This is a genomic window from Alteromonas aestuariivivens, from assembly GCF_003367475.1.
GTDB lineage: Bacteria > Pseudomonadota > Gammaproteobacteria > Enterobacterales > Alteromonadaceae > Alteromonas > Alteromonas aestuariivivens.
In genome coordinates, this window is sequence record NZ_QRHA01000007.1 from 281,186 (window position 1) to 305,914 (window position 24,729).

General features: G+C 50.2%; 25 protein-coding genes, 3 tRNA genes and 1 pseudogene. 19 read left to right on the forward strand and 10 right to left on the reverse strand.

Annotated features, from left to right (window positions below; translation table 11 throughout):
* Positions 1-200: 200 nt before the first annotated feature.
* The 12 genes from ybgC to DXV75_RS11655 all read left to right on the forward strand — a co-directional run bounded on the left by ybgC (position 201) and on the right by DXV75_RS11655 (position 7,959).
* Entirely contained in the window at positions 201-599 is a 399-nt protein-coding gene (ybgC, locus tag DXV75_RS11600) for a tol-pal system-associated acyl-CoA thioesterase (RefSeq protein WP_115593615.1), read from the forward strand.
* The gene (tolQ, locus tag DXV75_RS11605; protein WP_115593570.1) at positions 589-1,269 is read left to right on the forward strand and encodes a protein TolQ; all 681 of its coding nucleotides are present in this window, start codon (positions 589-591) and stop codon (positions 1,267-1,269) included. Before ybgC ends, tolQ begins: the two co-directional genes overlap by 11 nt.
* 37 nt (positions 1,270-1,306) lie before the next feature.
* A complete protein-coding gene (gene tolR / locus DXV75_RS11610; protein ID WP_115593571.1) occupies positions 1,307-1,729 on the forward strand; it encodes a protein TolR in 423 nt (140 codons plus the stop codon).
* Between the two features lie 16 nt (positions 1,730-1,745).
* A complete protein-coding gene (gene tolA, locus DXV75_RS11615) occupies positions 1,746-2,528 on the forward strand; it encodes a cell envelope integrity protein TolA (protein WP_115593572.1) in 783 nt (260 codons plus the stop codon).
* Between the two features lie 56 nt (positions 2,529-2,584).
* Positions 2,585-3,889, forward strand: a complete 1,305-nt coding sequence (gene tolB / locus DXV75_RS11620) for a Tol-Pal system beta propeller repeat protein TolB (protein WP_425451705.1) — start codon at positions 2,585-2,587, stop codon at positions 3,887-3,889.
* Positions 3,890-3,933: 44 nt separating this feature from the next.
* Positions 3,934-4,500 (forward strand): peptidoglycan-associated lipoprotein Pal, encoded by a 567-nt coding sequence (gene pal / locus DXV75_RS11625; protein WP_115593573.1) that lies wholly within the window; start codon positions 3,934-3,936, stop codon positions 4,498-4,500.
* A complete protein-coding gene (gene ybgF / locus DXV75_RS11630; protein WP_115593574.1) occupies positions 4,500-5,297 on the forward strand; it encodes a tol-pal system protein YbgF in 798 nt (265 codons plus the stop codon). The genes pal and ybgF overlap by 1 nt, the downstream gene beginning before the upstream one ends.
* 309 nt (positions 5,298-5,606) lie before the next feature.
* Positions 5,607-5,682, forward strand: a tRNA-Lys gene (locus DXV75_RS11635).
* A gap of 43 nt (positions 5,683-5,725) precedes the next feature.
* A tRNA-Lys gene (locus tag DXV75_RS11640) sits at positions 5,726-5,801 on the forward strand.
* Between the two features lie 215 nt (positions 5,802-6,016).
* Positions 6,017-7,078, forward strand: coding sequence for a quinolinate synthase NadA (nadA, locus tag DXV75_RS11645; RefSeq protein ID WP_115593617.1), 1,062 nt, complete (start codon positions 6,017-6,019; stop codon positions 7,076-7,078).
* A gap of 149 nt (positions 7,079-7,227) precedes the next feature.
* A tRNA-Ser gene (locus DXV75_RS11650) sits at positions 7,228-7,318 on the forward strand.
* 269 nt (positions 7,319-7,587) lie between these two features.
* Positions 7,588-7,959 (forward strand): DUF6538 domain-containing protein, encoded by a 372-nt coding sequence (locus tag DXV75_RS11655; protein ID WP_147291827.1) that lies wholly within the window; start codon positions 7,588-7,590, stop codon positions 7,957-7,959.
* A gap of 133 nt (positions 7,960-8,092) precedes the next feature.
* Here DXV75_RS11655 and DXV75_RS17325 read toward each other — a convergent pair whose 3' ends face one another.
* Complete coding sequence (locus DXV75_RS17325; RefSeq protein WP_483964192.1) at positions 8,093-8,317, reverse strand: alpha-L-fucosidase; 225 nt, start codon at positions 8,315-8,317, stop codon at positions 8,093-8,095.
* Between DXV75_RS17325 and DXV75_RS11665 the strand changes: the two genes are divergently transcribed.
* The 5 genes from DXV75_RS11665 to DXV75_RS11685 all read left to right on the forward strand — a co-directional run bounded on the left by DXV75_RS11665 (position 8,267) and on the right by DXV75_RS11685 (position 11,868).
* Positions 8,267-8,740, forward strand: coding sequence for a c-type cytochrome (locus DXV75_RS11665; protein ID WP_147291828.1), 474 nt, complete (start codon positions 8,267-8,269; stop codon positions 8,738-8,740). The genes DXV75_RS17325 and DXV75_RS11665 overlap by 51 nt on opposite strands.
* Positions 8,737-9,681 (forward strand): ThuA domain-containing protein, encoded by a 945-nt coding sequence (locus DXV75_RS11670; protein ID WP_245953185.1) that lies wholly within the window; start codon positions 8,737-8,739, stop codon positions 9,679-9,681. The genes DXV75_RS11665 and DXV75_RS11670 overlap by 4 nt, the downstream gene beginning before the upstream one ends.
* A gap of 66 nt (positions 9,682-9,747) precedes the next feature.
* On the forward strand, positions 9,748-10,119 hold the full coding sequence (locus DXV75_RS17300) for a hypothetical protein (protein WP_115593578.1): 372 nt from the start codon (positions 9,748-9,750) through the stop codon (positions 10,117-10,119).
* A 283-nt stretch (positions 10,120-10,402) separates the two neighbouring features.
* Positions 10,403-10,813, forward strand: coding sequence for a cupin domain-containing protein (locus DXV75_RS11680; protein WP_220272523.1), 411 nt, complete (start codon positions 10,403-10,405; stop codon positions 10,811-10,813).
* A gap of 173 nt (positions 10,814-10,986) precedes the next feature.
* Positions 10,987-11,868 (forward strand): EamA family transporter, encoded by an 882-nt coding sequence (locus DXV75_RS11685; protein WP_115593579.1) that lies wholly within the window; start codon positions 10,987-10,989, stop codon positions 11,866-11,868.
* 110 nt (positions 11,869-11,978) lie between these two features.
* Here the strand turns inward: DXV75_RS11685 and DXV75_RS17305 are convergent, their stop codons facing one another.
* From DXV75_RS17305 to DXV75_RS11705, 4 genes are all read right to left on the reverse strand, one after another.
* The gene (locus tag DXV75_RS17305) at positions 11,979-12,248 is read right to left on the reverse strand and encodes a GNAT family N-acetyltransferase (RefSeq protein WP_342767311.1); all 270 of its coding nucleotides are present in this window, start codon (positions 12,246-12,248) and stop codon (positions 11,979-11,981) included.
* Between the two features lie 213 nt (positions 12,249-12,461).
* The gene (locus DXV75_RS11695; RefSeq protein WP_115593580.1) at positions 12,462-14,768 is read right to left on the reverse strand and encodes an FdhF/YdeP family oxidoreductase; all 2,307 of its coding nucleotides are present in this window, start codon (positions 14,766-14,768) and stop codon (positions 12,462-12,464) included.
* Positions 14,765-15,559 carry a formate dehydrogenase accessory sulfurtransferase FdhD gene (gene fdhD / locus DXV75_RS11700; RefSeq protein WP_115593581.1) on the reverse strand — a complete coding sequence of 265 codons (795 nt, stop codon included), beginning with the start codon at positions 15,557-15,559 and terminating at the stop codon, positions 14,765-14,767. Before fdhD ends, DXV75_RS11695 begins: the two co-directional genes overlap by 4 nt.
* A gap of 9 nt (positions 15,560-15,568) precedes the next feature.
* Positions 15,569-15,805, reverse strand: a complete 237-nt coding sequence (locus DXV75_RS11705) for an oxidoreductase C-terminal domain-containing protein (protein ID WP_115593582.1) — start codon at positions 15,803-15,805, stop codon at positions 15,569-15,571.
* Between the two features lie 40 nt (positions 15,806-15,845).
* Between DXV75_RS11705 and DXV75_RS11710 the strand changes: the two genes are divergently transcribed.
* Complete coding sequence (locus tag DXV75_RS11710; RefSeq protein WP_115593583.1) at positions 15,846-16,154, forward strand: helix-turn-helix domain-containing protein; 309 nt, start codon at positions 15,846-15,848, stop codon at positions 16,152-16,154.
* Positions 16,155-16,189: 35 nt separating this feature from the next.
* Here the strand turns inward: DXV75_RS11710 and DXV75_RS11715 are convergent, their stop codons facing one another.
* The 5 genes from DXV75_RS11715 to DXV75_RS11740 all read right to left on the reverse strand — a co-directional run bounded on the left by DXV75_RS11715 (position 16,190) and on the right by DXV75_RS11740 (position 24,144).
* Entirely contained in the window at positions 16,190-16,579 is a 390-nt protein-coding gene (locus DXV75_RS11715; protein ID WP_245953189.1) for a DUF4189 domain-containing protein, read from the reverse strand.
* 580 nt (positions 16,580-17,159) lie between these two features.
* Positions 17,160-18,269, reverse strand: coding sequence for an ankyrin repeat domain-containing protein (locus DXV75_RS11725; RefSeq protein WP_147291829.1), 1,110 nt, complete (start codon positions 18,267-18,269; stop codon positions 17,160-17,162).
* A gap of 10 nt (positions 18,270-18,279) precedes the next feature.
* Positions 18,280-19,635, reverse strand: coding sequence for a DUF1552 domain-containing protein (locus DXV75_RS11730; protein WP_115593587.1), 1,356 nt, complete (start codon positions 19,633-19,635; stop codon positions 18,280-18,282).
* Positions 19,604-22,039 (reverse strand): DUF1592 domain-containing protein, encoded by a 2,436-nt coding sequence (locus DXV75_RS11735; RefSeq protein WP_181898413.1) that lies wholly within the window; start codon positions 22,037-22,039, stop codon positions 19,604-19,606. The genes DXV75_RS11730 and DXV75_RS11735 overlap by 32 nt, the downstream gene beginning before the upstream one ends.
* A gap of 347 nt (positions 22,040-22,386) precedes the next feature.
* Positions 22,387-24,144, reverse strand: a complete 1,758-nt coding sequence (locus DXV75_RS11740; RefSeq protein WP_115593589.1) for a sensor domain-containing diguanylate cyclase — start codon at positions 24,142-24,144, stop codon at positions 22,387-22,389.
* A 236-nt stretch (positions 24,145-24,380) separates the two neighbouring features.
* On the opposite strand from DXV75_RS11740, the pseudogene DXV75_RS11745 reads away from it, so the two are divergent.
* Positions 24,381-24,729, forward strand: a pseudogene (locus DXV75_RS11745) (transposase); the annotation flags it as partial.

The window sequence follows — 24,729 nt, forward strand, 5'->3', positions numbered from 1 at the left end:
TTACTTTCGACAATTGAGTAAAATTAGTTTTTCTAATTAGAAAAACTAATGTGTGAGCAGACTGTTAACCTATTCGCTCTGTGCGGTTAAAATGCGAGCTCCGATTGGCTTCTGGCTCAATGAAAAGTAGCTGGGGAAATTTTTCAGGAGTGTCTAAATTCCTGGTTCTGATAAAATTTGCTGGGGTTAAATTTATAACTATGCATCAATTTTCTGTGCGCGTTTATTACGAGGATACTGACGCTGGTGGCATTGTTTATTACGCCAACTATTTGAAATTTATGGAGCGGGCGCGCACGGAGTGGTTACGGGAGCTGGGCTTTGAGCAGGACTCGCTGATGGAACAATCGGTGGCTTTCGTCGTCAAACGGGTTGAAATGCATAACTATGCGCCTGCCCGCTTCAATCAGCTGTTGAGTATTGAATCCGAGGTTGTAGAATTAAAGGGCGCTAGTTTGACGTTTCAACAAATCATAAAAAATTCGCAGGGTAACCAGCTGGTATCTGCGGAAATACAAGTTGCCTGTGTGGATCCGGAGAAAATGCGAGCCCGGAAATTACCACGCACTTTAGTAGGGGAATTAACGCGTGTCATCTGATCTGACCTTTATTGGCCTGTTCCTGCAGGCGAGCTTCGTTGTACAACTGATCATGTTGCTCCTGCTTGGAGTTTCTGTCGCTTCCTGGACGTTTATTTTCCAGCGTAGCCGCGCATTGGGCGGTGCCAGGGAAGAAATGCGCCAGTTTGAAGATAAATTCTGGTCAGGCGCCGATTTGAACAAGCTATACCAGGAAGTTTCCTCCCATGACAACGTATCCGGCATAGCCAGTATTTTTTGTGCCGGATTTAAAGAGTTTGTTCGGCTGAGAAAAAGCAACACCAGCACCAATGGCATTGTAGACGGTACCTATCGCGCAATGCGGGTGAGTATGTCGCGGGAGGTGGAAGAACTGGAAAGTCGCCTGCCGTTTTTGGCAACTGCCGGTTCTATCAGTCCTTACATTGGTTTGTTCGGTACCGTATGGGGCATCATGAACGCGTTTATCGCACTGGGTGAAGTCCAGCAGGCAACACTGGCCATGGTGGCACCTGGTATTGCCGAAGCGCTGATCGCTACAGCTATTGGATTGTTTGCGGCCATTCCGGCGGTCATCGCCTACAACCGTTTCAGTCATCAGGTTGAAAAACTGGAAAACAGCTATGGCAATTTTATGGAAGAGTTTTCCGCCATTCTGCATCGCCAGGCCATTGCTTCCCAGCAGGCATAATGCTTAAGCAGGCAATATTCCCGCCAGGAGGACAACTATGTACGTAAGAAAACGCCGTCGACCGGTTTCGGAAATCAATGTGGTGCCTTACATCGATGTGATGCTGGTACTGCTGATTATTTTTATGGTTACTGCGCCTTTGATATCTCAGGGCGTGAAGGTGGACCTGCCCAAGGCCAGTGCCAACCCGATCGAGCAGGAAGATACGCCCCCTCTGATAGCCTCCGTTGACGTGCAGGGCAACTATTACCTTAATGTCGGAGACGATCAGCAGGTTCTGGAAGCTGATGAACTGGCGGCATTGGTGCAGGCACAACTGCAGAAAGAGCCGAATACACCCGTGGTTGTAAAAGGCGACGGTGCTGTTGCCTATAACGAGGTCATCCAGTTGATGGTTGTGTTGCAAAAGGCTGGGGTGCCTTCCGTTGGGCTCATGACCGATCCTGTTGAACCGGATTAAGGGTCAGAGTGAATTTATGACTCCCATGCAGGTTGCGGTATATAAGTCGCTGGGTGTGCATCTGGCAATAGCCATTGTGTTGCTGATAAGCGTCACTTTTTCTCCGGACCCGCTTCCGGACCTACCATCTCCCAGCGCGCCAGTAATTCAGGCGACTTTTATTGATGCCCAGGCCATTGCCGATCAACAGCGTGCCCAGGCGCAGGCGGAAGCCCAGGCACGTGCGGAAGAAGCGGAGCGCCAGCGTAAGGCCCGGGAAGTTGCCGAGCGTAAGCGTCGCCAGGAGTTGGCGGCCCAGAAAGAACGTGCCCGAAAGGAAGCTGCGCAAAAAGAGCAACAGCGGCAAAAAGAGCTGGAGCGCATAGCCAGGCAGAAAGAACAGCAGCGCAAAGAGCGTGAAGCTCAACAGAAAGCTGAGGCGGAGCGCAAACGCAAAGAGGCCGAACAAAAGGCGCAAATGGAAAAGATAATGCAGGAGCAGCTCGCTGCGGAGCAGGCTGCCCAGCAACAACGCCGAAGACAGCAGGTGTTGTCAGAGGTGGAACGCTATCAGGCTTTGATCAAACAGACCATTATGCGTTTTCTTATCGAAGATGACAGTTTCAAAGGCAAACAGTGCCGTCTCAATATCAGGCTGGCTACAACCGGGCTGGTAACCAAGGTAACCATACTCGACGGCGATCCGGCTTTGTGCCGGGCAGCTCAGAGTGCGGTACTGAGACCGGACAGAATGCCCATGTCCGACGCGCCGGATGTGTATGAGCAATTAAAAGACATCAATGTAAGGGTGGAATTGTAGTGACAATCAGAAATCTGGGAATTTGGCTTGGCGTAGTGACGCTATGTGTGAGCTCTATGGCCCGTGCGACTCTGGAAATCGTAATTACAGAAGGTATCGACAGTGCCCGTCCAATCGGGGTGGTACCTTTCAAGTGGAAAGGGCAGGGCGCTTTGCCCGGCGATATTTCCGAGGTGGTAATGGCCGATTTGATGCGCAGCGGCAAGTTTAATCCGATTGCTGTAGAGCGCATGCCCCAATTGCCTTCATCCGACGCGGAAGTGAATTATTCTGCATGGGCCTCCAGTGGCGTAGACGTAGTGTTGGTTGGGGCAATCGAGCAAGAGTCAGTTGACCGTTACACAGTGTCGTACCAGTTGATAGATGTGCTTCGCGGGCAAATTACCGGTGGCAAGTCCCAGGTGCTGAGTAATGGCCAGCTGGTTGCCAGCAACGATCACATTATCGAAGCCCGCCAGGCGGTGATAGCCGGGCGTGACTTTCGACAGTACGCACATCGGGTGAGTGATGTAGTGTACGAGAAGCTCACTGGCGTACGCGGTGCGTTTCTTACCCGCATTGCTTATGTGATTGTACGTGATCGGGAAAAGTATGAACTTCCATACCAGTTGGTCATAGCGGATTACGATGGTGAAAACGAAACCCGTTTACTGTCATCTCCAGAACCGTTAATGTCCCCAGCTTGGTCACCGGATGGCGAAAAGCTCGCGTATGTGAGTTTTGAGAATAAGCGCCCGCAAATATTCATACAGGATATCTATACGATGGAGCGCACCAGGATGACGAATTTTCCTGGTATCAATGGTGCCCCGGTATTTTCTCCGGATGGCAAACAATTGGCCATGGTGTTGTCTAAAGATGGTAATCCGGAGATTTACGTGATGGACATTGCGACCAGGGAAGCGCGCCGCATTACCCGAAACCGGGCGATTGATACAGAACCGGCGTGGACGCCGGACGGTAAGAGCTTGATTTTTAGCTCTGAGCGGGGTGGTAAACCTCAGATTTATAGCGTAAATTTAGCAACTAGGAAAGTGAGACGCCTCACTTTTGATGGTGAGCAGAATCTCGGTGGCACGGTGACGCCTGATGGTAGCCAGATGGTTATGGTGAATCAGACCCGCGGAGATTACCATATCGCCAAGCAGGCGTTGGACGATGGAGCATTGCAGGTGCTGACCCGAACGTTTTTGGATGAGTCGCCCAGTATTGCCCCGAATGGAAGCATGATTATTTACAGCACCTTGCATGAAGGTACTCAGGTATTATCCTTAGTATCTCTTGATGGTCGCTTTAAAGCTAGGTTGCCAGCAGCCAATGGGCAAGTAAAATCGCCAAGTTGGTCACCCTTTTTGTTTTAACGAACCAGAACATTAAGCAATATAAGTAATAAGGATTAAAGAGCATGCAAATGAATAAAATAATGAAAAGTTTCATTATCGCCTTGCCAGTGGTGACTATGATGGCTTGTTCCTCCGGACCTTCTGAAGCAGAATTGGAAGCTGAGCGTAATCGTATTGCCCAGGAGCAGGCAGCCGCTGAGCGTCAGGCTCGTGAAGCTGAAGAAGCCCGTGTACAGGCTGAAGCTGCCCAGCGCCTTCAGGCTCAACAGGAAATGGTTGAGCAGCAACTGGACATGCTGCAAAAAGAGCAGACGGTTTATTTCGATTTTGACCGTTCTACCATCAAGCCTGAATTCCAGGCGTTGCTGAGCAAACACGCTGAATTCCTGATCAAAAACCCTTCTCAAAGTGTTGTGATTGAAGGCCATTGCGACCAGCGCGGCACGCCTGAGTACAACATTGCTCTGGGTGAACGTCGTGCACAGGCAGTAGAAACCTACCTGCTGAACGCTGGCGTTAGCAGCAGCCAGGTTTCAACCGTATCTTACGGTGAAGAGAAACCTGCAGTTATGGGCGCTACTGAGTACGCCATGGCGCAAAACCGTCGCGGTGTGGTTGTTTATCAGTAATGCCTAAACACACCTTGCCGTATCGATTCGTTCAGGCAGCGCTGTTGGGCGCTGCTGTGAGCGTGCCCTGTATTGTGAGTGCCCAGGCACCGGTTTACGACGTAAACGGTTCCAACGGAAACCTTGAGCAGCGTATTGAGGTGCTCGAGCGTATGGTTGACAGCCGAACTGAAATGCAACATCGCATTCAGCAGCAGCTTGACGCCATGCAGGGGGAAGTGGACGAATTACGCGGTGCCGTTGAGGAGCACACTTACCAATTGGAAAAAGTGCTCGAGCGCCAGCGGGAACTGTACCTGGAAATTGACAAACGGGTTGAAGCGTTAAAGCAAGGTGGTATGGCTACCGGGCAGCCGGCCGGCGGTACCGGCTCATCTGCGTCGGTACCTGCTGTAAACCAGCCAGTTTCAGTTGCATCCACTGCGGACGAAGACGCTGCGTATGATGAAGCAGTGAATCTGATACTGAAGTCCCGGGAGTATGATAAAGCGATCCCGGCATTTCAGTCTTTCATTGAGCGTTTTCCTAACAGTGAATATGCACCTAATGCGCATTATTGGCTAGGGCAGTTGCTGTTCAATAAACAGCAATGGGCCGACGCTCAGGCTGAGTTTTCGGTGGTTGTAAGCCGTTTTGGCAGTTCGAGCAAACGAGCCGATGCAATGTTGAAACTCGGTGATATTGCGCACCGAACCGGTAACGCGGGTCAGGCGCGCCAGTATTACCAGCGAGTTGTAAGTGAATATCCCAACTCTTCAGCCAGCAAACTGGCCGAGTCGAAAATTTCCGCATTGTAACAATGTGAAAGTTGTCATCTGAAAAACCTCTCAAGCGAGAGGTTTTTTTTGTTTTTATAGCTTTGCTTTCTTCATTTTCTGTTGCCTTTACTTAAAAAAACTGACGCATTTGCGGGCATGAACTTTAGGGCCGGGATATATTTCAGTGTGCTGTGCAGGTTAAAGAATCGGCTATTTGCTATGATTTTGAGCGTTCGGTGCGTTTTTGGCAGAAAAAGGAAAATAAATTAGGTTTTTGGCTTGCACCGGCTCAGGAAATGAGTAATATATGCCGCCGTTGCCAAGGCATGGCAACAAGCGGAAAGCGAAGGGTCGTTAGCTCAGTTGGTAGAGCAGTTGACTTTTAATCAATTGGTCGCTGGTTCGAATCCAGCACGACCCACCATCGCTCCCTGGTTCCCAGAAGCCGTTTTCCGAATCCAAGAGATGGGTCGTTAGCTCAGTTGGTAGAGCAGTTGACTTTTAATCAATTGGTCGCTGGTTCGAATCCAGCACGACCCACCATCTTCTCTCTTTTCAAGATATCTCAAGTACTGGCTCTAGGCTCTACCCCATAAACGGGGGATAGGCATTCATTTCGTTCCAAGTCAGTTCAATACCCAGTCCATGAGGTGTTGCAACCCTTGTAATCCCTGACTGTGCAGGCAATTTTAGCATGTGAAATTTTTATGACAGTCGGGTATAATTCCGCCGTTGTAGACAGCCGGGTCGATACAGAAATGACAGTAGCTTTTCGAGTAGAACAAATAGACTATCCTTTTCCTCCAAAGCCTGAGTCGCTCTCTGAAGAGCGCAAGCAAAGTTTAACGGCGGAGATAAAGCGATTGCTGAAAGCGCGCAATGCCGTGCTTGTGGCTCATTACTACACCGATCATGAAATCCAGGCGCTGGCTGAAGAAACTGGCGGTTGTGTCGCAGATTCGCTGGAAATGGCCCGTTTTGGGCGTGATGCCCAGGAACAGACTCTCATTGTAGCCGGTGTGCGCTTTATGGGAGAAACCGCCAAAATACTCAGCCCTGAAAAGCAGGTGCTGATGCCCACGCTGGAAGCAACCTGTTCGCTGGATCTGGGCTGTCCGGTCAAGGAGTTCAGTGAATTCTGTGATCAGCACCCTGATCATACGGTAGTGGTGTATGCCAATACGTCAGCAGCAGTGAAAGCCCGTGCTGACTGGGTGGTTACCTCCAGTATCGCGCTCGAAATTGTTGAGCATCTTGATAGTTTGGGTAAACCCATTATCTGGGGGCCTGACCGTCATCTGGGGGCGTACATTGCCAAGCAAACCGGTGCTGACATGCTGATGTGGCAGGGTGAATGTATCGTTCACGATGAGTTTTCGGCTCAGAAACTGCAAGACATGAAAGCCCTTTATCCGGATGCCGCCATTCTGGTTCACCCTGAATCACCGGCCAGTGTGGTAGAGATGGCAGATGCTGTCGGCTCAACCAGTCAACTGATTAAGGCTTCACAAACACTGCCTCACGAAAAGTTTATAGTAGCTACCGATAAAGGTATCTTCTACAAGATGCAACAACTGGCGCCGCACAAGACCTTTATTGAGGCTCCTACCGCCGGTAACGGCGCAACATGCCGAAGTTGTGCTCATTGCCCCTGGATGGCGATGAACGGCCTAGAGGCGATTTACAACGCACTTTCTGAAGGTTCTGAGGGGCACGAAATCTTTGTTGAGGAAGGATTGCGTCAAAAAGCCCTGGTCCCACTGAACCGGATGCTGGACTTTTCCGCCAAATTGCAACAAAAGGCTGCCCAGAACGCTTAATAAACCGGCAATTAAACAGTTTTTGGTGACATTTTCTTGATTCAGCGCGCGACTTTCCCTACTATACGCGCGCTCGACAAAAAACCTTCCGAATACAGGTTTGAGCAAGTTTTAAAATCGTGAGTATTGATTGCTTGTGGTTACAATTTGGAGAGATGGCTGAGTGGCTGAAGGCGCACGCCTGGAAAGTGTGTATACGTTAATAGCGTATCGAGGGTTCGAATCCCTCTCTCTCCGCCAGATACAAAAGAACCGCCCTTGAGGCGGTTTTTTGTTTCTCGGGAAAGAGGTATGAGAAGCCTCGCCGGGTTCGACCAAACGGCAGGAACGCCGTTTGGCACAGCCACAGGCTGCCCGCAGGGCGAGTACCATGGATGGTGCGAGTGAATCCCTCTCTCTCCGCCAAATACCGTTAAGGCCCTGCAGAGCGCGGGGCCTTGTCGTTTCTAGCGTCAGAGAAAAGTGATGTAACCACTAACTTGTACAAAGTGGTGGTACAAATGAGTAATATGGCTAGTCCCTACAGAGACCCAAAATCCGGTGTCTACTACTTCAGAATGGCAGTCCCAAAGGACGTATTTCCGGTCATTCAGAAACATGAATTCAAGCGTTCACTTCGCACCAAGTTTCTCACAGAAGCAAAGCGGGTATTTCCTGCTCATATTGAAAATGCTCACAACCAAATAGAGTTAGCCCGACTTAAGCTTTCTGGTGTCGCCAATGCACAGTTAAACCCAAAAGACTGCGTGATACTCGCGGAGCGCTGGTATGAGCGTTTACGTGATGAAATCGAGCAGACTGGCAAGCTGTTTTACTGCATCGGTTACGTTTTTCGCCATGAGGGTCTCCGTAGGTCGCCAGCCAAAGTTGAATCCGGTTAGCACAGTTTAGTGAGGCTTGGGCGGAAACCCTCTCACGGAATGGGATTACAGACGGTTTGCCGCCCCTGTGTGTGCTGGTTTGGAAATGCAATTCGAAATCGCAACCCGCGCTGGGTTCAGCACGGGTTTTCGTCTAGTACGAAATGTCAGGCCTTGGCTGCCAGGGCTGGCAGTGAAATTTTTCCGTCGTCGGCGTCCAGTGGGTGTAAATTCCTAACTTGGCATCCTGGAACCATTCCGGGGCAGTCAGGATCCTCGCGCCATCATCAACGGGCTTTGGACCCTGAACGGATTGCCGGCCGTTAACATGGATCTCCTCGCCCATCTGTTTGATCAACATTCGTCTGTGCATGTGCATCAAACGGCCATGATAATGAGTGATGTATTGCCGGATAAGGCTCACGGCACCATGGCGCAGTATCTGATGCAATTTGCCGATCCGGATTATGAGCATGCGGTGTATGCCGCCCTGGGGCCAAGCTTTCGCAGCAGCGAGTGGGTATTAGACCCAAAACAACGGCTGGCCAGGGTTCTTTTGCACGGGCTTAGCGGGCCCATATGGGGGAATGGAAGACGCTGGCAGACCAGTGCGGTGATGCCCGGCTTTTCGGCCCGTGTCGATTTAAATGATGAGGATCTGGCGGCTGTGGCCATTTACATCCGCAACACTTGGGGTGATAGTGCCGGTACTAAAGAGCCCATTACCCCGCTGGATATTGAGCAAATTCGGGAACAAACCCGCGATCGAACAACGCCCTACCGGGCAGAGGAGTTGATGTGAAAACAGCTTTGCAATTAATGATGGTTTTGATGATCGCTGTCTGGATGAGCGGATGCCAGTCTTCACCATCGGCAGCACTGTCCGATGTGCCACTGAAAGTACTGATTGTGGATGGTCAGAACAACCACGAGGTCTGGCCTTGGGCGACCGCTAAAATTAAACAGGAACTGGAAGCCACGGGGCGATTCAGCGTGGACGTCTATCGTTCCCGCTATACCTGGAAGGGCGAGAACTGGCTGGCGGATTATGGCTTGGATGATGGTAAAACCTACACCGCGGTAAAAGAGCCTCAAACCGACCCGGAATTTGCCCCGGTGTTTGCTGATTACCAGGTGGTTATTTCAAATTTTGGTTGGAAGGCGGCTCCCTGGCCACAAGCTACCCGCGAGGCGTTTGAAGCCTATATGAAAAACGGTGGTGGGCTGGTGGTGTTCCATGCGGCGGATAATTCCTTTCCTGACTGGCCGGCGTTTAACCAGATGATTGGTCTAGGTGGCTGGGGTGGTCGCAATGAAAACAGCGGCCCTTATGTGTATTTCAGCGATGCCGGGGAACAGGTGGTGGATACCAGCCCAGGGCAGGGGGGAGGCCATGGTCAGCAGCATCCGTTTGAAATTCAGTTGCAAAATTATGAACATCCGGTTGTGGCAGGATTGCCAGAGAGTTTTATGCATGCACAGGACGAACTCTACAACCGGCTTCGTGGCCCGGCACAAAATTTAACCGTGCTGGCAACCGCCTATGATGATCCTGCCTTTAAGGGCTTCGGGCGTCATGAACCCGTGTTAATGACCATCGACTATTTCGATGGACGGGTTTTTCACAGCACTCTTGGGCATGGTAAACCAGCAATTGAAAGCGACAGCTTTTTGCAATCGCTGATCCGGGGAACCGAGTGGGCTGCCACCGGAACCGTAACACTTACTTCCACTCAGCCCTGATAGAAATCTACCTGCGATGACCCGGGCAAGACTGCGGCGGGTCATTTCCGGCTTACCTTCATTTTCTTGGACGCCGCTCCCAAGTTTACGCCGGAAGAAAGGAAGGCCCGTTACGAGACACCCGAAAAAGGCCAGTATATCCTGGCCGACGCGGCTAAAAAGCTAAATGGCTGGGTTAAAGAGCTGGATACCACCCGCCCGACCACCGCGAATATGGTCCTGCCCCAGGTCAGTCATGTCAGTGGCTATGCCGATGCGGTGGATATTCTCGGTTACAGTTATCGCAACAGCGTGATTCCGTGGGGGTCAACCCATTTCCCGAATGAGCCGATTACCATTAACGAAAACCCAGGTACCTGGGATGACTGGAAACAGGTGCTGCACAACGGAGTGCTGGTGCAGGATCACTTTGATATACAGGGCACCACAGTTCATTAGGGGAAGCCGGAGTATTTTCAGCCCCACGGTTGTGAGCCGCTGATTTTACAGGATCATGGCAGCGACATCAGCTTTAGAAATATCTGGATTAGAAAGATTTAGATCTGGGTTGTCAGTGCGGCCTGGTAAAGTCTGCAAGCCCATTACCTAACTGACTTGTGATGTTATTCAATTAAAGAAATTCGTTGCGCATTTTTTGAGCGGCGTTTAGTCTAATTCAAAGAAATGGAGCTGACTTTGTCGCTTCAAAGTCCTCTATGGGCCCTATCCAAGGTTGAAGGTAATGATCGAGCTTGAAAAGAAGATAGTCACTGTTAGGCCTGAAATCCCTGTCGAGACATTACAAAAGCTACCAAATTATGTGGGGATTTCTGAAAATACTGCAGGTTCGGTCGCGATCTCTATGAATGTTGTGATTATCCCGGCTGGAGCACGTGCAAAACCGCATTATCACGAAGGTTTTGAAACGGCAATCTACCTTCTCAAAGGCGATGTTCAAACGTTCTATGGGGAAAATCTCAAAGAGTCATGCTTTAACAAGCAAGGCGACTTTATATATATCCCCGCGGGCGTTCCACACATGCCAGTAAATATGAGCGACGTTGATGATGCCATTGCTATTGTTTCCCGAAATGATTCCAACGAGCAGGAAAGCGTCAGAGCGTATGTTGTAAACCAGGAACAAGGGCAGTGAGTCAATAGCACACGGCGGTGTTTGTTGTAACGCTGGGCTGTCACACAGAGAATCGACACAGGCAACGAAAACTCGGGTAACTGTACGCGCAGGTCTGAGCGAATAATACAGATATTTACCTTGCTGGAAATCACACCTAAAATAGCCCGCTTTCCAGCCCTGCCCATAGTTTCATGCCACAACCTCGTGTTTTACTCACTGCAACTCTGTGTGTGTTGCTTGCCATGGTCACAATTCAGTCTGGTGCATCTTTGGCTAAACAGCTTTTCCCGCTTGTCGGGCCTGATGGCACTACCAGCTTACGCCTTGGTTTTTCAGCGCTGATTCTGTGTCTGGTGTTTCGCCCCTGGCGTGCTCTGCCTGATAAAGCAACCTGGCCCAGTATCTTCATTTACGGTGCTTGTTTAGGTGGTATGAACCTGACTTTTTACTGTGCTATTGAACGAATTCCCCTCGGCATAGGTGTTGCACTGGAGTTCACTGGGCCATTGGCCGTTGCTCTTTTAAGTTCACGCCGTAAACGTGATTTGTTCTGGGTGGCCTGTGCCATTGCAGGTATTTTGATTTTGCTGCCCGACATGACCAGCACACAGGGGCTTGACCCGGTAGGCGTTGCACTTGCGTTAGGTGCCGGTGTGTGTTGGGCTGGCTACATTTTATTTGGCAAAAAAACAGGTAATCAGGGCTCCGGGGGGAGCACGGTCGCTCTTGGCATGGCAGCCGGGGCCATTCTGATGGTGCCGCCCGGCATTATCAACCATGGTGCGTCGCTTTTAAGTATGGCGGTGTTACCACTTGGGATCATGGTAGCCATTCTATCAAGCGCCTTACCCTACACCCTTGAAATGGTGGCACTGCGCAATTTACCAGCCAAAAACTTTAGCGTAATGATGAGCCTGGAACCGGCTATTGCAGCCCTGGCCGGGTTTCTTATTCTGGCCGAACAGTTAACGGTCTGGCAGTGGTTGGCCATTGTATTGGTAATTATTGCCTCGCTCGGCAGTACCTTGTCGGAATCAGAGCGACAAGATTTACCGGCAGGTGAACAGTTATAAGCGAGTTGATAGCATTATCAGGTGACTCGTGCCGCCATATTGTAAAAACGTTCATCTTCGCTTTGAATTACAAAGCCATGCCTTTTATACAGTGCTATTGCCGGGCTGATTTAGAATACCCGTAATTGGACAGTATTCATTTTGGCATCCAATGCCTGGCGTTTCGCTTCATGTATTGCTGCATTGCCAATACCTTTGTTTTGCAGGGTTGGTGTTACCTGAAGATCCCTCAGGTAGCAACAGTCTGCCTCGAACTGAAGCCTCATTATGCCCGCCACTTCACCCTGGAATAAAAGGTCGTAATTTTTCAAATTTTTGGTGACTTCAAAGACTTTTGCTACATCCCATGCCGGAGCGAACTGCTGATAGTACTGATGCATGTTTTTAAATGTTAATTGGGCTGCCCTGTGGAGGTCATCACCGCGCCTAAAGCAAATATCCACTGAGGCTCCTTGTTAGCAATCTTGTTTTGTCTGATTAGCTTACTGCCATTTCATATCGTTAATGTTTTTGGCTCTATGGGTACTATTAAAACTTTTTGGTAAATTTGAAGCTATTCCCGTTCATCTAGATCAGCTTAATACGCGGGAGGGTTATCTGGCAGACACCGCAATCGTGTCTGCGGAGAAAGTGGCTTTTTCTATCACCACCGCAATCGATTTTGAGGTAGGCGTAAACGATTGATCGCCAATACTGTCGATGGGTACCAGGGGGTTGGTTTCCGGATAATACGCCGCCAGGTTACCCTTCGGGATGTCGTAATAAACCAGTTTGAATCCTGTGACCTGCCGGGTGACGTTGTCCTGCCAGATTGAGGTGATGTTCACTTTGTCACCGTCATTAAGCTTGTGTCGCTGTGCGTCTTTCGGGTTGATAAACAGTATCTTGCGATCACCTGAAACACCCCGGTAGCGATCCTCCATGCCATAGATGGTGGTGTTGTACTGATCGTGTGAACGCAGAGTTTGCAGCGTAAAAACGCTGTGCTTGTGTTGTTCTATTTTTTCGCTGACTGCCATTGGGAAAATGCTCTCAGGCAGCGGTGCGGCGCTGAATTCGGCCCGCCCGGACCGGGTCTTCCATTCAAGGCTTGCAGCGGCGTTGCCGAGATAAAATCCGCCGGGTTGTTTGAGGTTGCGGTTGAAGCCTGTAAACCCTTCGATAGACTGCTCGATAAGGGCGCGAATTCTGCTGTTATCATCCGCCAGTTCCAGCCAGTTTACCGGATGATTGCCCAGCGTCGCATGGGCAATGTTGGCGATGATGTTGACCTCGGAACGCAGGTGTTCGCTGGCCGGCGGGGTACGGCCCTGGGAGGCATGCACCATGCTGAAGGTATCTTCGACGGTAATTTGCTGCTCACCCAAAGAGGTCGAGTCCAGCTCGGTCCGGCCAAGGCAGGGTAAAATCAGCGCCTCTTCTGAAACCTGCAGATGGCTGCGATTGAGCTTGGTACTAATTTGTACGTTGAGCTCTGCATTGCGCACCGCCTGGTGGGTAAAGACGGAATCGGCTGCTGCCGCGGCAATGTTTCCGCCCAGGCAAATGAGTACTTTGCTGCGCTTCTCATGCAGGGCTTTCAGTGCATGGTAAACGTTGTGCCCGCTTTGTGTCGGAAAGGTGCGGTCAAAGGTCTGCTCCAGGCGCGTGATAAACCCGGCGTTTGGCTTTTCGTTGATCCCCATGGTGCGATTACCCTGCACATTGCTGTGGCCTCTGACCGGGCAAAGCCCTGCACCAGGCCGGCCAATTTGCCCGAACAGCAAATGCAGATTGGTGATTTCACGAATGGTATCAACGGAATGTTTGTGCTGAGTGATGCCCATCGCCCAAGTGCTGATCACGTTGTTGCAGGAAGCAAACAACTCGGCAGCTTCGGCTAACTGGGCCTGGGTCAGGCCGGATTGTTGCTCAATGTGCTGCCAGCTGGTGGCATGCAGCTGCGCAAGGTATTGTTCGACATTGCCGGTGTGCCGGGTGATGAATGCCTGATTGAAAGGGGCTCCGGTATTCAGCAGGTGCTTTGCCATGCCGCGAACTGCCGCCATGTCACCGCCCAGTTTTGGGGTGTAATATTTGTGGCTGATGGCAGTGGCTGCGGATGTCAGCAGTTCGCTGGCCACCTGTGGGCTGGCAAAGCGTTGCAAACCCACTTCCTTGAGGTTATTGAAGCTGACAATCTTACATCCGCGTTTGGCGGCTTTGCGCAGGGTATTGAGCATTCTGGGGTGATTGGTGCCTGGGTTTTGCCCGAATACGAAAATGCCGTCGGCGTGCTCAAAATCGCTCAGTGTGACTGTGCCTTTGCCCACACCGATTGCCGCATTTAGCGCAACACCACTGGCTTCGTGGCACATGTTGGAGCAGTCCGGAAAGTTGTTGGTGCCGAAGGTTCTGCCCATTAACTGGTACAAAAACGAGACTTCATTGCTGGCACGCCCAGAGGTGTAAAACTCCGCTTCATCCGGCGACGCCAATGCGTTTAACTTATCGGCAATGAGTGTGAAGGCGGCCTGCCAGCTGATTGGCTCATAACGGTCAGTGTTTTTGTTGTATCTGAGCGGCTCGGTCAGCCTGCCCTGGTACTCGAGCCAGTAGTCGCTTTGTCTGTTGAGATAGCTGACGCTGTGGCGGGCAAAAAAAGCCTCGCCAATGGTTCTGCTGGTGGACTCCCAGGCGATGGCTTTGGCGCCGTTTTCGCAGAACTGAATCGAGCCTTCCGGGGCATCTCCCCAGGCACAACCCGGGCAGTCAAAACCCTTGTCCTTGTTCATTCTGAGCAGGTTTTTTACATTTTCGCGGACTTTCTTGCTTTCCAGCAGGCGCAACATGGTGGACTTCACCGAGGCAAAACCACCGGCTTTGCGGGCTTGCTGCTGTTTGTCTTTTGCGCCTGTCATTCGAACGTTCCTGCGGTATACAGTGAGGGAGCGTCCTTTTTGGGAATGTGAACCAGATTCAGATGGTGCTGCCGGGCGTATTCTACCGCCAGCCGGGTCGGCGACGCCAAACTGATCAGGGTGGCCACGCCGCACAGTATGGCTTTTTGCACAATTTCCACACTGCAGCGGCTGGTAACCAGAATACTGGCGTTGTGACGGTCGAAACCTTTACGAAGCCCGTGGCCAATCAGCTTGTCAACGGCATTATGGCGGCCGATGTCTTCGCGGCAACTCAGAATGTCCCCGTTACCGTTTACCCAAAACGCCGCGTGCATGGCACCGCTGGATTTTGCACGCAATTGCCAGCTGGAAAGTTGGGATTTCAGTTGTTGAATGCGCGGTTTGGGCAGACAGGGGCGCAGTGGCAGTTTGTCCAGCACCGGGAACGCCAGCGCCATTGCCTGCTTTCCGCACAGGCCACAGCCTGACGTGCCTTTAAGTTGACGCTGTTGATGTTTGAACTGCTGCAACTGACGGTTAGACAGGGTGACATTCAATTGAATGCCCTGCTCAAGAGGGGAGGATTCCACATCACGAATTTGTATCCGGTCGTGGATTATCCGTTCAGACAAAAGATACCCAAAAGCAAAATCTTCCAAATCATAGGGGCTTGCCAGCATGACCGAAAAATGAATGCCATTCAGGGTGATGGCAATGGGCGCTTCTTCGACCAATTGCCTTTCTGCCTGCTCCGGCAGCCTGCTGTTAAGCTCTGTTGCAGGCGCCGTTGTTTGAGCACTGGTTGTCATAAAATCACGTTACTGCCTGAGTAAGTTGGCGGGTTTGCACTCCACCTCCGGTTTGGCCAGTTTATCCTTGTCAATGCATTGCCCGCTTTTGATAAGTTTAGTACCTAAAACGTAGGCTTTGGTGTTATTGACTGCATCGACAGCCAGTAACTGTTCGCTTTTAAAATACCAGACCGAAAACTTGTTTGCATCGTCCTGCTCATGGCGCACGACAATATTGTCGTAGCCCTGGGACAGGCCGACCATCTGCAGTTTGTGGCTGTATGAGAGTTACCAGCAGAACCCCATGAGTGACAAAAGACTGCTCATGCTCAAGTTGTTGGTACTGTGGATTGTAGAATACGCCAAGCCGGCAAAGGAGGAACAGCTCAAACAGGTTTTCCGTTGTAACTTCTCTGAATACGTTTTGCGTCACAAGCTTTACAGCGCGGCCAGAATGCTGAGCCAGACCAATCAGTCGACCACGCAAATCAGTTACGAACTGAATTTTTCCAGCCCGTCCCATTTGATAGCCCAGTTCAAGAAGCAGTTTTCAACCACTCCAAGGCAATATCGAGACGAACTGAGTCAGCGCAATACCACCGCCAAGCCCTGAAGCTTCTTCAAAGTGTGAGAAATGGCAAAGGAGGGTTACTTGGAGTTACACCCCCAAACCCGGACAATACAATTTCGGCCACCATATTCTCTGCAATAACTTAGTGCTATGGTTTTTGCTTCATTGCTGGTAGATGCTTTTCCCCATCCATACGCGGTACTGCCTTGTGCCTGATCTGCTGCATAGGCGGCACAGCCAGTTTCAAAAACTTGTACTATGTAACAACCCGATCCGCATTCACGCAATGCCCTGTTTTTTGCATCAGCAACGTTATCATAATCGTAGGAAAAGCCATATTGGCCTCCCTGGTTACCGTCAATTGCGAGAGCACCAACGGCCAGCGCTGAAGCAGGTGTGAACGTAATAATAGTCAGTAACAGTATTCTAAATTGAGCGTTCATTTCAAAACACCAGTCAAGTAACACTTTAGACAAAGTGTAGCTCAATAATTTGGGAGCAGCTTTGGACGACCCGATGCCAACTGGTTGAGGCGAATTGCCAGGTGCCAGAATACGAACGGGTTAAATTCAATCTACTTCCAGATCAAAGACGACATGAACTGATGCAGAAAATATGATGTTTTCCTGAAGGTATTTTCCAGGCTGAAACGTTTCTGATTCGATTCTGGAGCCGGAAACCTGGATTGTTTCTATATCGTCATGCGAGCCATATCTGTCGCGCTGACTTTGGTGCCCCTAATCGTTTCACCGTTGAAGTGTAAGACGGCGAGATCTGGTATTGCAGAGACTTGTGCTCGCCCGTCAACGACGATGTGCCGACCATTTGGGATGCTGGCAAATGACGAAAAGGAGCAAAGCAACATTAGGGCTGCGGTGACATTATTCATTCAACCTCCGTGTGAATAAAATCATATTGTATTGGGGATTCGTTGGCAAAGGTCAAACCCCGTACCCACAATTCCGCATCATTTTTTCCTTAAAAGAGTTTACAGCGTTCCGCTGTGCAAAATCCAACAAACAAATTCCGATTACCCTATCTGGCCAATTAACTGCCTGAACTCACGCCCTCAGTTGAGTTACGTAAAATCGCAATAATTTGTGTGAAATCATTTTGCTCTGCGATTTCAATTGGGGTGAGCCGGGGAGGCGTGTAGCTCTCAGTTTTAAAATTTGCTTCGTAACGCCAGCTGAGTTGTGAATCTTCACTCACTGAATTGGGGTTTGCACCCAGTTTCATTAAGGCCGCTACAAGGCTTGCCTGATTTGCATTCACTGCGGCATGCAGCAACTGATCGCCATTGCGATCAAACGCGGTTAACAGAGCATTGACAGCTTCGGGGCGCATCAGCGAATCCATCTCTCCCGCAAACCAGGTTAAAAATTCAAAGTTCGCGGTATACACCGCGAGTTGCGTTGCGGTTGTTCCATCCTGGGCCGCAGCGAACAAATCGGCGCCGACAGATATCGCCGCTTGAATGGTATTTAGGTTATGACTCTTTATGGCGAAAAACAGCGGGCTGTACCCTTCATTGGTTTGGCGGTTAATGCTGGCGCCTGCATCGACAAGGTATAGCAGGTTGTCGGTGTTACCAGAATTAGCCGCAAACATTACTGCGGTTTGGCCATACTCATTTGCGGCGGAGACTTTGCCGCCAAGGCTGACCATCCGCGCCAGGTCTGTAACCAGTGCTGAACCAGCGCACAACTGGAAAGCACTGGTGCCATCCTCAATAACGCTGTTTGGCTCGGCTCCGTGGTCCAATAAAGCATTGATGATTTCAGAGTTGCCATACCTGCAGGCCTGAACAATGGGGCTAAAGCGGTTGCCGTTGCCCGTTTTGGCAATCGCGCCTTTCTCAAGTAACAGGTTAACCAGACTGGGATCCTGCGCTTCGACAGCCCACGCCAGAAGAGATGAATGGTCTGGAAGGGCACGATTTACATCTATCTTGGTGCTGATCGCATCAACCAGAACCCGGTCCAGTTCCAAAATGGCCCGCTTTGCTTTCAGCATCAGTATGTCGTGTTCCTGGCTGGTTAAATGGGGAGCAGGAGTGACTGGTTCCGACTGATTATTGCACCCAATCGCACTCGTAATAATCAGAGCATAAAGCAATGTCTTTGCTGCTTTGTTTAACATTATGTTCAAAGTCACAAATACTCCTTCAGGCTATCAAACCGGCTAGCGGCTCTGAACTGTCACCAAAACTTTGCGCAGGTACGCCCATCTGCAGCAGAACGGAAAGCAGTAAATTACACATTGGTGTATGTTTTTTTGCCGCGATATGCCGGTTACCTTCAAGCCCGCCGCCAGCCAGAATAATGGGCAGATCCATGTGGTCATGGTCGTTGGATTCACCGATACAGGCACCACGGACAACAAAAGTGTTGTCGAGTAAATTGGATTCGCCATCGGGAATGCTGGCCATCTTTTCCAGATAATCAGCAAACAGTTGCATGTGGTAAGCATTAATTTTTACCAGCTTATCAATTTTGTCCGGGTTATTGGCGTGGTGGCTCAGTGCATGGTGGCCATCGGGAATGCCAAGGTTGGTGTAGGCGTGGTTGCTTAGCTCACGCCCGAGCATAAAGGTGCTTACCCGCGTCATATCCGTTTGCAAGGCCAGCATTTGCAGATCGAGCATAATTCTGACGTGTTCTTCATAGTCTGACGGAATGTTGGCGGGCACAGACAAGCCGTCCAAGTTCATTTGAATCGATGTGTCGCGGGCTTTTGCGATTCGTCGCTCTACATCGCGAATTGATTCCAGGAACTGATCCATTTTGTGGCGATCGCTGGTGCCCAGATTACGGTTAACCCGTTTTGCTTCTGCATGGATAAAATCGAGTATGCTGCTTCTTTGTTTCAGTCGAAGCTGTCGGGTGTTCTCGTCAATTTTATTGCCGTCGCCAAACAGGTGTTCAAACACAATACTTGGCGCAACCATGGCCGGTAAGGCCTGAGTCGGACTCTTCCAGGAAATGGTGTTGGTATAGGTGCAGCTGTAGTTAATGTCGCAACTTCCTAACAGACTGGGGGGCTCGATACCCAGTTCCAGCGAAGCCAGTTGTGTTTCTTGGGCGAAATGCCGGGCCGCCACCTGGTCGGCGGAAATACCACAATAGATGTCTGCTCCTTCCGTGGCTTTGGCGTGGGCACCGGTTAAAAATGCCGGACAGCTTCTGCCATGTCCGGCAGGCGGGGCACCAAATGCACTGGCCTGATAATGGGCTAACCCGGAAATCACGGAGAATTTATCCCGCATTTTTTCCAACGGTTTTAAAATCGGGGTCATCGCATAGTTTTTACCTGCTTCAGCGGGCGTGTAACGTTGCATTCTGACACCATTCGGTGAGTAAAATACCGTCATTCGTTTGGGGCGTTGTTCCAGCGATTTAGCTTCGGCAACTGGCAGCAACGATTCCATCATGGGCAGTGTAACCGTCACACCCAGACCTTTCAGAAAAGTGCGGCGTGACAAGCTGGCATTAATGTATTTTCGCGATTTGCTGCTGTTCATTTTTCGCCTCAGGTGCGGTTTTAAAGTTAAAGGGGGTGCTGGTTACAACCGCCTCAATAATGCTGTGCATTCGGTAATTGTCTGCTTTGGCCAGGCTGGCAATATCCCGGATAGTCGGCTGGTCGTAGGCTTCTAATCCTCGGCCAAGGGCATAGGTCAGCAATCTGTCGATAAATGCCTGAGCGAAGCGTTCCCGTCTGTCCCACAGAACGGAATGCAGGCCGTTTAATCCTTCGAATTGTGTACCGTCGGGCATTTGCGCTGTCACATCAAGCTGCTGCCCCGCGTATTCTGTTCTGTACGCTCCTACGGCGTCGTATTGTTCCAGTGCCAATCCGAGTGGGTCCATACGCACATGGCATGCTGCACAAACGGGATCTGTGCGGTGCCTCTCTAATTGTTCTCTTGCCGACAGGGCAATGCCATCGTGTTCTGCGACCAACGCTGGCACATCCGGAGGCGGTGGGGGAGGGCTCGCTGCCAGCAGGTTATCCAATATCCACTTGCCTCGCTTAACCGGAGAGGTGTGATTGGGGTTGGATGTCAGGGTTAAAATACTTGCCTGGCCCAATAGGCCACCACGATGACTCTGTTGGTTTAGACCGACCTTGCGAAAGGCGTTACCTTTCACCCCTTTGATACCGTAGTGCAGGGCCAGCTGTTCATTGAGGTAGCTGTAGTCAGCATTGAGAAAATCAAAGATGGACCGATTGTCTTTTAATATGCGGGTGAAGAATAATTCCGTCTCGCGCTGTATTGAATACTTCAGTGGGATATTGAATTGCGGAAATTCAAACACATCCGGGAAATGGTGGGGCAGATTGCGCAGATACAGCCATTGGCCGGCAAAGTTATCCGTTAACGCTTGTGCTTTTTCAGAACCCAGCATGCGTTGAATCTGCTGGCGAAGAGCGGCAGGCTCTCTCAGCTTTCCGCTCTCTGCCGCATCTGCAAGTTCCTTGTCGGGTAAGCTACTCCATAAAAATAGCGCTAACCGTGCAGCGAACTCGAAGTCATTGATTTTGTATATACTTCCTGGCGGAGCCGATTCAGGTGCTGGCTCCTGAAGGTATAAAAAGCCAGGTGACACCAGCAGAGCCTGGATTGTGGTGGCTATACTGGCTCTGAAAGTCAGGTCTTGTCTTGCTTGCTTAAATACGCCGAGCAGAGGTTGAATATCGGTGTCATTGGTTGGGCGGCGGTACGCTTCGGCAGACAATTGGGAAACAATTTGTCTGGCACACTTCAGTTCGGCTTCTGCGTTGTTTCTGAAGGAAACCGACTCCGATGCGGTCTCTGTGGTATCCGGGAAGCAAACAAATATCTTTCGGGTACTGGCGGTCTCCACTTGGCTGACACCCGGGGTGGCTGCCGTTATTTCATGGCCATTACTCAGCGGGCCGGTCACCTCAATCTCGAGCACGTCACGTAAGAATGCCGCCTGGGAAAAGCGCGGTGACATATGGTAGGAAGGCACTTTTGTTGTGTGAATACGGGCGCCATCGAGAATAAAATCCAGTTCCAGCTCTTCAGGCTCGCGGTCTGGCAATACTACATAGGATGTGCCTTTTCGTACGGTGGGTACATGCTCACGCAGTGCCAACCGTTTACGAAACGCCATTCCGATAGTGTGATTGCCTGCAGCGAGAGTCTGTCTGTAGCTGTGGCGGTGGATGTCCAGGCGATCCACCTCGTTATTGGTGTTGGCATTGATGAACCCGGCAATTTCATAAATTCCAGTTGTTGGGGCGTAAAAATCGAAACTGCCCCCACCTCTTGAATCCAAGGGCAAGTCGTCACTCATTCTGAGATCGAATGAGGGGACACCACTATTTTTAACCGAGCCGTCTTTTGGCACCACATAGCTGGTTTTACTGGCTGCTTCACCTGCTACGCCCGTGGCGAGCCGGCTGACTTTTCCGGCAACGGTAAGGTAGCGCTCCAGCAGTGTGGTTGAAATACCCAATACATCGGCATTATTGTCGAAACCATACCCGGAATCGTCGCCGGGCAGTAAACCGGTAATGTCTACGTCAAGCGCGAGCAAGTCACTTACTGAGTTGGCGTACTCGCTGCGATTTAATCGCCGAATGGTTGACCTGCCAGGGTTGGGGTTAAGTTCACTGTAGCGGTTTAATGCGTTCTCAAGCCATTGCAATAATGAGGCTTTTTGTTGTGGTGTCAGCGGCTTTTTTTCTGCCGGAGGCATATCGCCCATGGCGACAGATTTCAGGATTGATTCCCATCGTTTCAGGTTCTTTCCATGGGAAATATCGCTGATCTGGATGTCTTCCACCGACCAGTTGCCGTCATAGATGTAATCATTATGACAGCTTTCGCATCGGTCATAGATCACTTCAGCAACCTGATCACGCACAAACGCCGGGTTGTCAGCTTGTGCCAATGAAGAAGGGGGGAGTCCGAGTAGAGTTAGCCATAATAAGGAGAAAAGGCGGAACCGTATGGGTAGGAAGACAGATTTTGGGGCGAAATAAGCGGCCATTTGCACTCTCTTTGAGCAACTGCAGGTGTAATAACACCTCTCACGAGTAAATCGGTTAATTAAGCAGGTTATATGCCAATAACTGACTGTTAAGACTTGCAAAAAGGAGTAGAAGCACGGGATTATGCTGTTCGACCGCGGCCGCAGTGAAAGACTTTCCTAGGCTATTGCGTTGATAGGGTATTTGATTTTGCATGCCCCAGTCTATTAAACCGGGCTATCAGCGAAAAAACCTGGTGATGAAAGTGTCAGCAATAGCCTGTCTTCAAAAGGTTAGCGGAGGAAACCTGATTTCGACCAGCGCTTTTAACTTTATACAGGGCTTTGTCTGCTGTATTAATCATCGACTCCAGATCATTTTCGCCTACCAGGCTGTCATCTAACTTGCCTGCCTGCGTACCGCAGACCCCAAGACTGGCAGTCACCCTGATTGTCCCTGCTGCGCACTGTACCTCGGCGCTTTCTATCAGTGAGCGAAGCCGCTCAGCATACTGCAGCGCTTCGCTTTCCGCAGTGTCTGTTAACAGGAGCAAAAATTCTTCTCCTCCCCATCGGGCTAAAATATCGCTTTTACGCACACCTTCTTTTAACACCGTTGCAACCGTTTTTAGAACCGCGTCACCTTCGGCATGGCCATAGTCATCATTAATTTTTTTAAAGTGATCAATATCAATAAGCACTAACGAGATATCCCGGCCGGTTCTGATTTTCTGATGCCAGATCGGTTGCGCAATATGAGCAAATCCTCTGCGGTTATTCAGGCCGGTTAGGGAATCAATACGGGCACTTTTTTCGGCAGCAAGTTTATCTGCTTCGGCGGAACGAAATCGTTGGGCTAGCAGAAATGCCAGACAAATCGCTTCAAACGCCATGCCTATTTCAATGAGTTTAAATGTCACGCCGTTGTAGGGCAGCATGCCGGCTACCGCTGACGTCGAGATACAGATGCAGGTGGCTGCGGTTACCGAGCAAACAAGAAAGAGCCAGGCGGCAGCAATGTTGTTTTTAAGTGCCTGTATGCCCATTACTATAAATAGCATCGCAAAACTGGTGTTCAGCAAAAACGCTAATAGCAGAGCTAGTGTGAGGTTATTCGAAAGCGCACCGAACAGCATTCCTAACGGAATGACTACTGTGATCCCGATGGTTATCTTATTCAGTAAAGGCGCATATTCCCTTGTGTGCAGCAGCAGCCGTGCGAAATGCAGCCCGGCAATCGAATACGTTATCATCAAAAATATGTCTAACCAATCCTGAAAATATGGCCCGAAATCAGGAGTTATCCAGGCGTGCAACTGACCTGTATAAGATAAGCTGTTGACTACGAATCCGATTAGGTACAGCGCATACAAACCATACTCAGGAAGTCTTACGCTGAAATAGAGGATCAGGTTATACAAGGCTAACGCGAGCATAATCCCATACAGAAAACCGTATTGGTAAGCACTTGATATGTCCCTTTTTACAGCCAGCTCGGTTGTAGATATGCGCAGCGGAATGGCCATGGGGCCAACAGTTTCAATCCGCAGGTATAGTACCGATTCACCTTCTGGTAGGTTGGTTTCAAATGCAAAGTAGCGATAGGGCATTGGGCGTTGTTCAAACGCAACCCCATCACCACCTTGAACGTGCTCTATCACCTCACCATCATGGACAATCCAAGCATCGATATAATCCAGCCAAGGCGTTTCTGTACTTATCCGAAACGAATCAGTTCCCTGTGAAGCATTCAGTAAACGGGTTTTAAGCCAAACCGGGGCAACACTTATACCCAGAGATATCGACTCGCTGTAACCGGTAGCTGGCGATGTTGAGGCAAATTGCTCCATCGCTTCAGCAAGCGACAGTTTGCTTTGCTCAGACTCCTGAAAATACAGGGAATACTTGCCTGCTGTTACTGCAGGGGTTTTATCCAGCTCAATGATTGGCTGAGAGCGTATAGAAAATGAAACGCAAAAAGAACAGATAAGCAGCACCAGTGCATAGTATTTATAATAGTTTTTCATTGTTTATCTCTGGTACTTAAGTCAAGCGAGGGTAATCTGCGGGAGTAATCATCATCGCCCGTCAGACTATTTGATTCTCGTCTGAGAGGCAACTTTCAAATTGGAATAGCAAGCATACCTAGTGTGTTTGCCCGTTAATTGGTACTGGGGAGCTGTTACGATGTGTAGTGGCATAGTGAATTTGGCCACCTAATTAGAGCTGCTATGATAGCAGCATAACAAAATTAGGTGACAAGATGGCAAAGAAGAAAGGCTCGAATTTTAGTCCTGAATTCCGACTCGAAACAGCACAACTGGTTGTTGACCAGGGGTACACGAATAAAGAAGCGGCTGAAGCGATGGGAGTTGGCTATTCAACTCTGGGCAAATGGGTTAAGCAATTACGGGAAGAGCGAGCAGGTAAACCCCCTCAGGCCGCGCCGATGACGCCGGAACAGCGGGAAATCCGCGAGTTGAAAAAGCAAGTTGAACGCCTTGAATTAGAGAAGGAAATATTAAAAAAGGCTTCTGCTCTGTTGATGTCGGACTCCATGAAACACTCTCGTTAATCGAGAAGCTGAGTCAGAGCAATAAGCGCCGTTATTC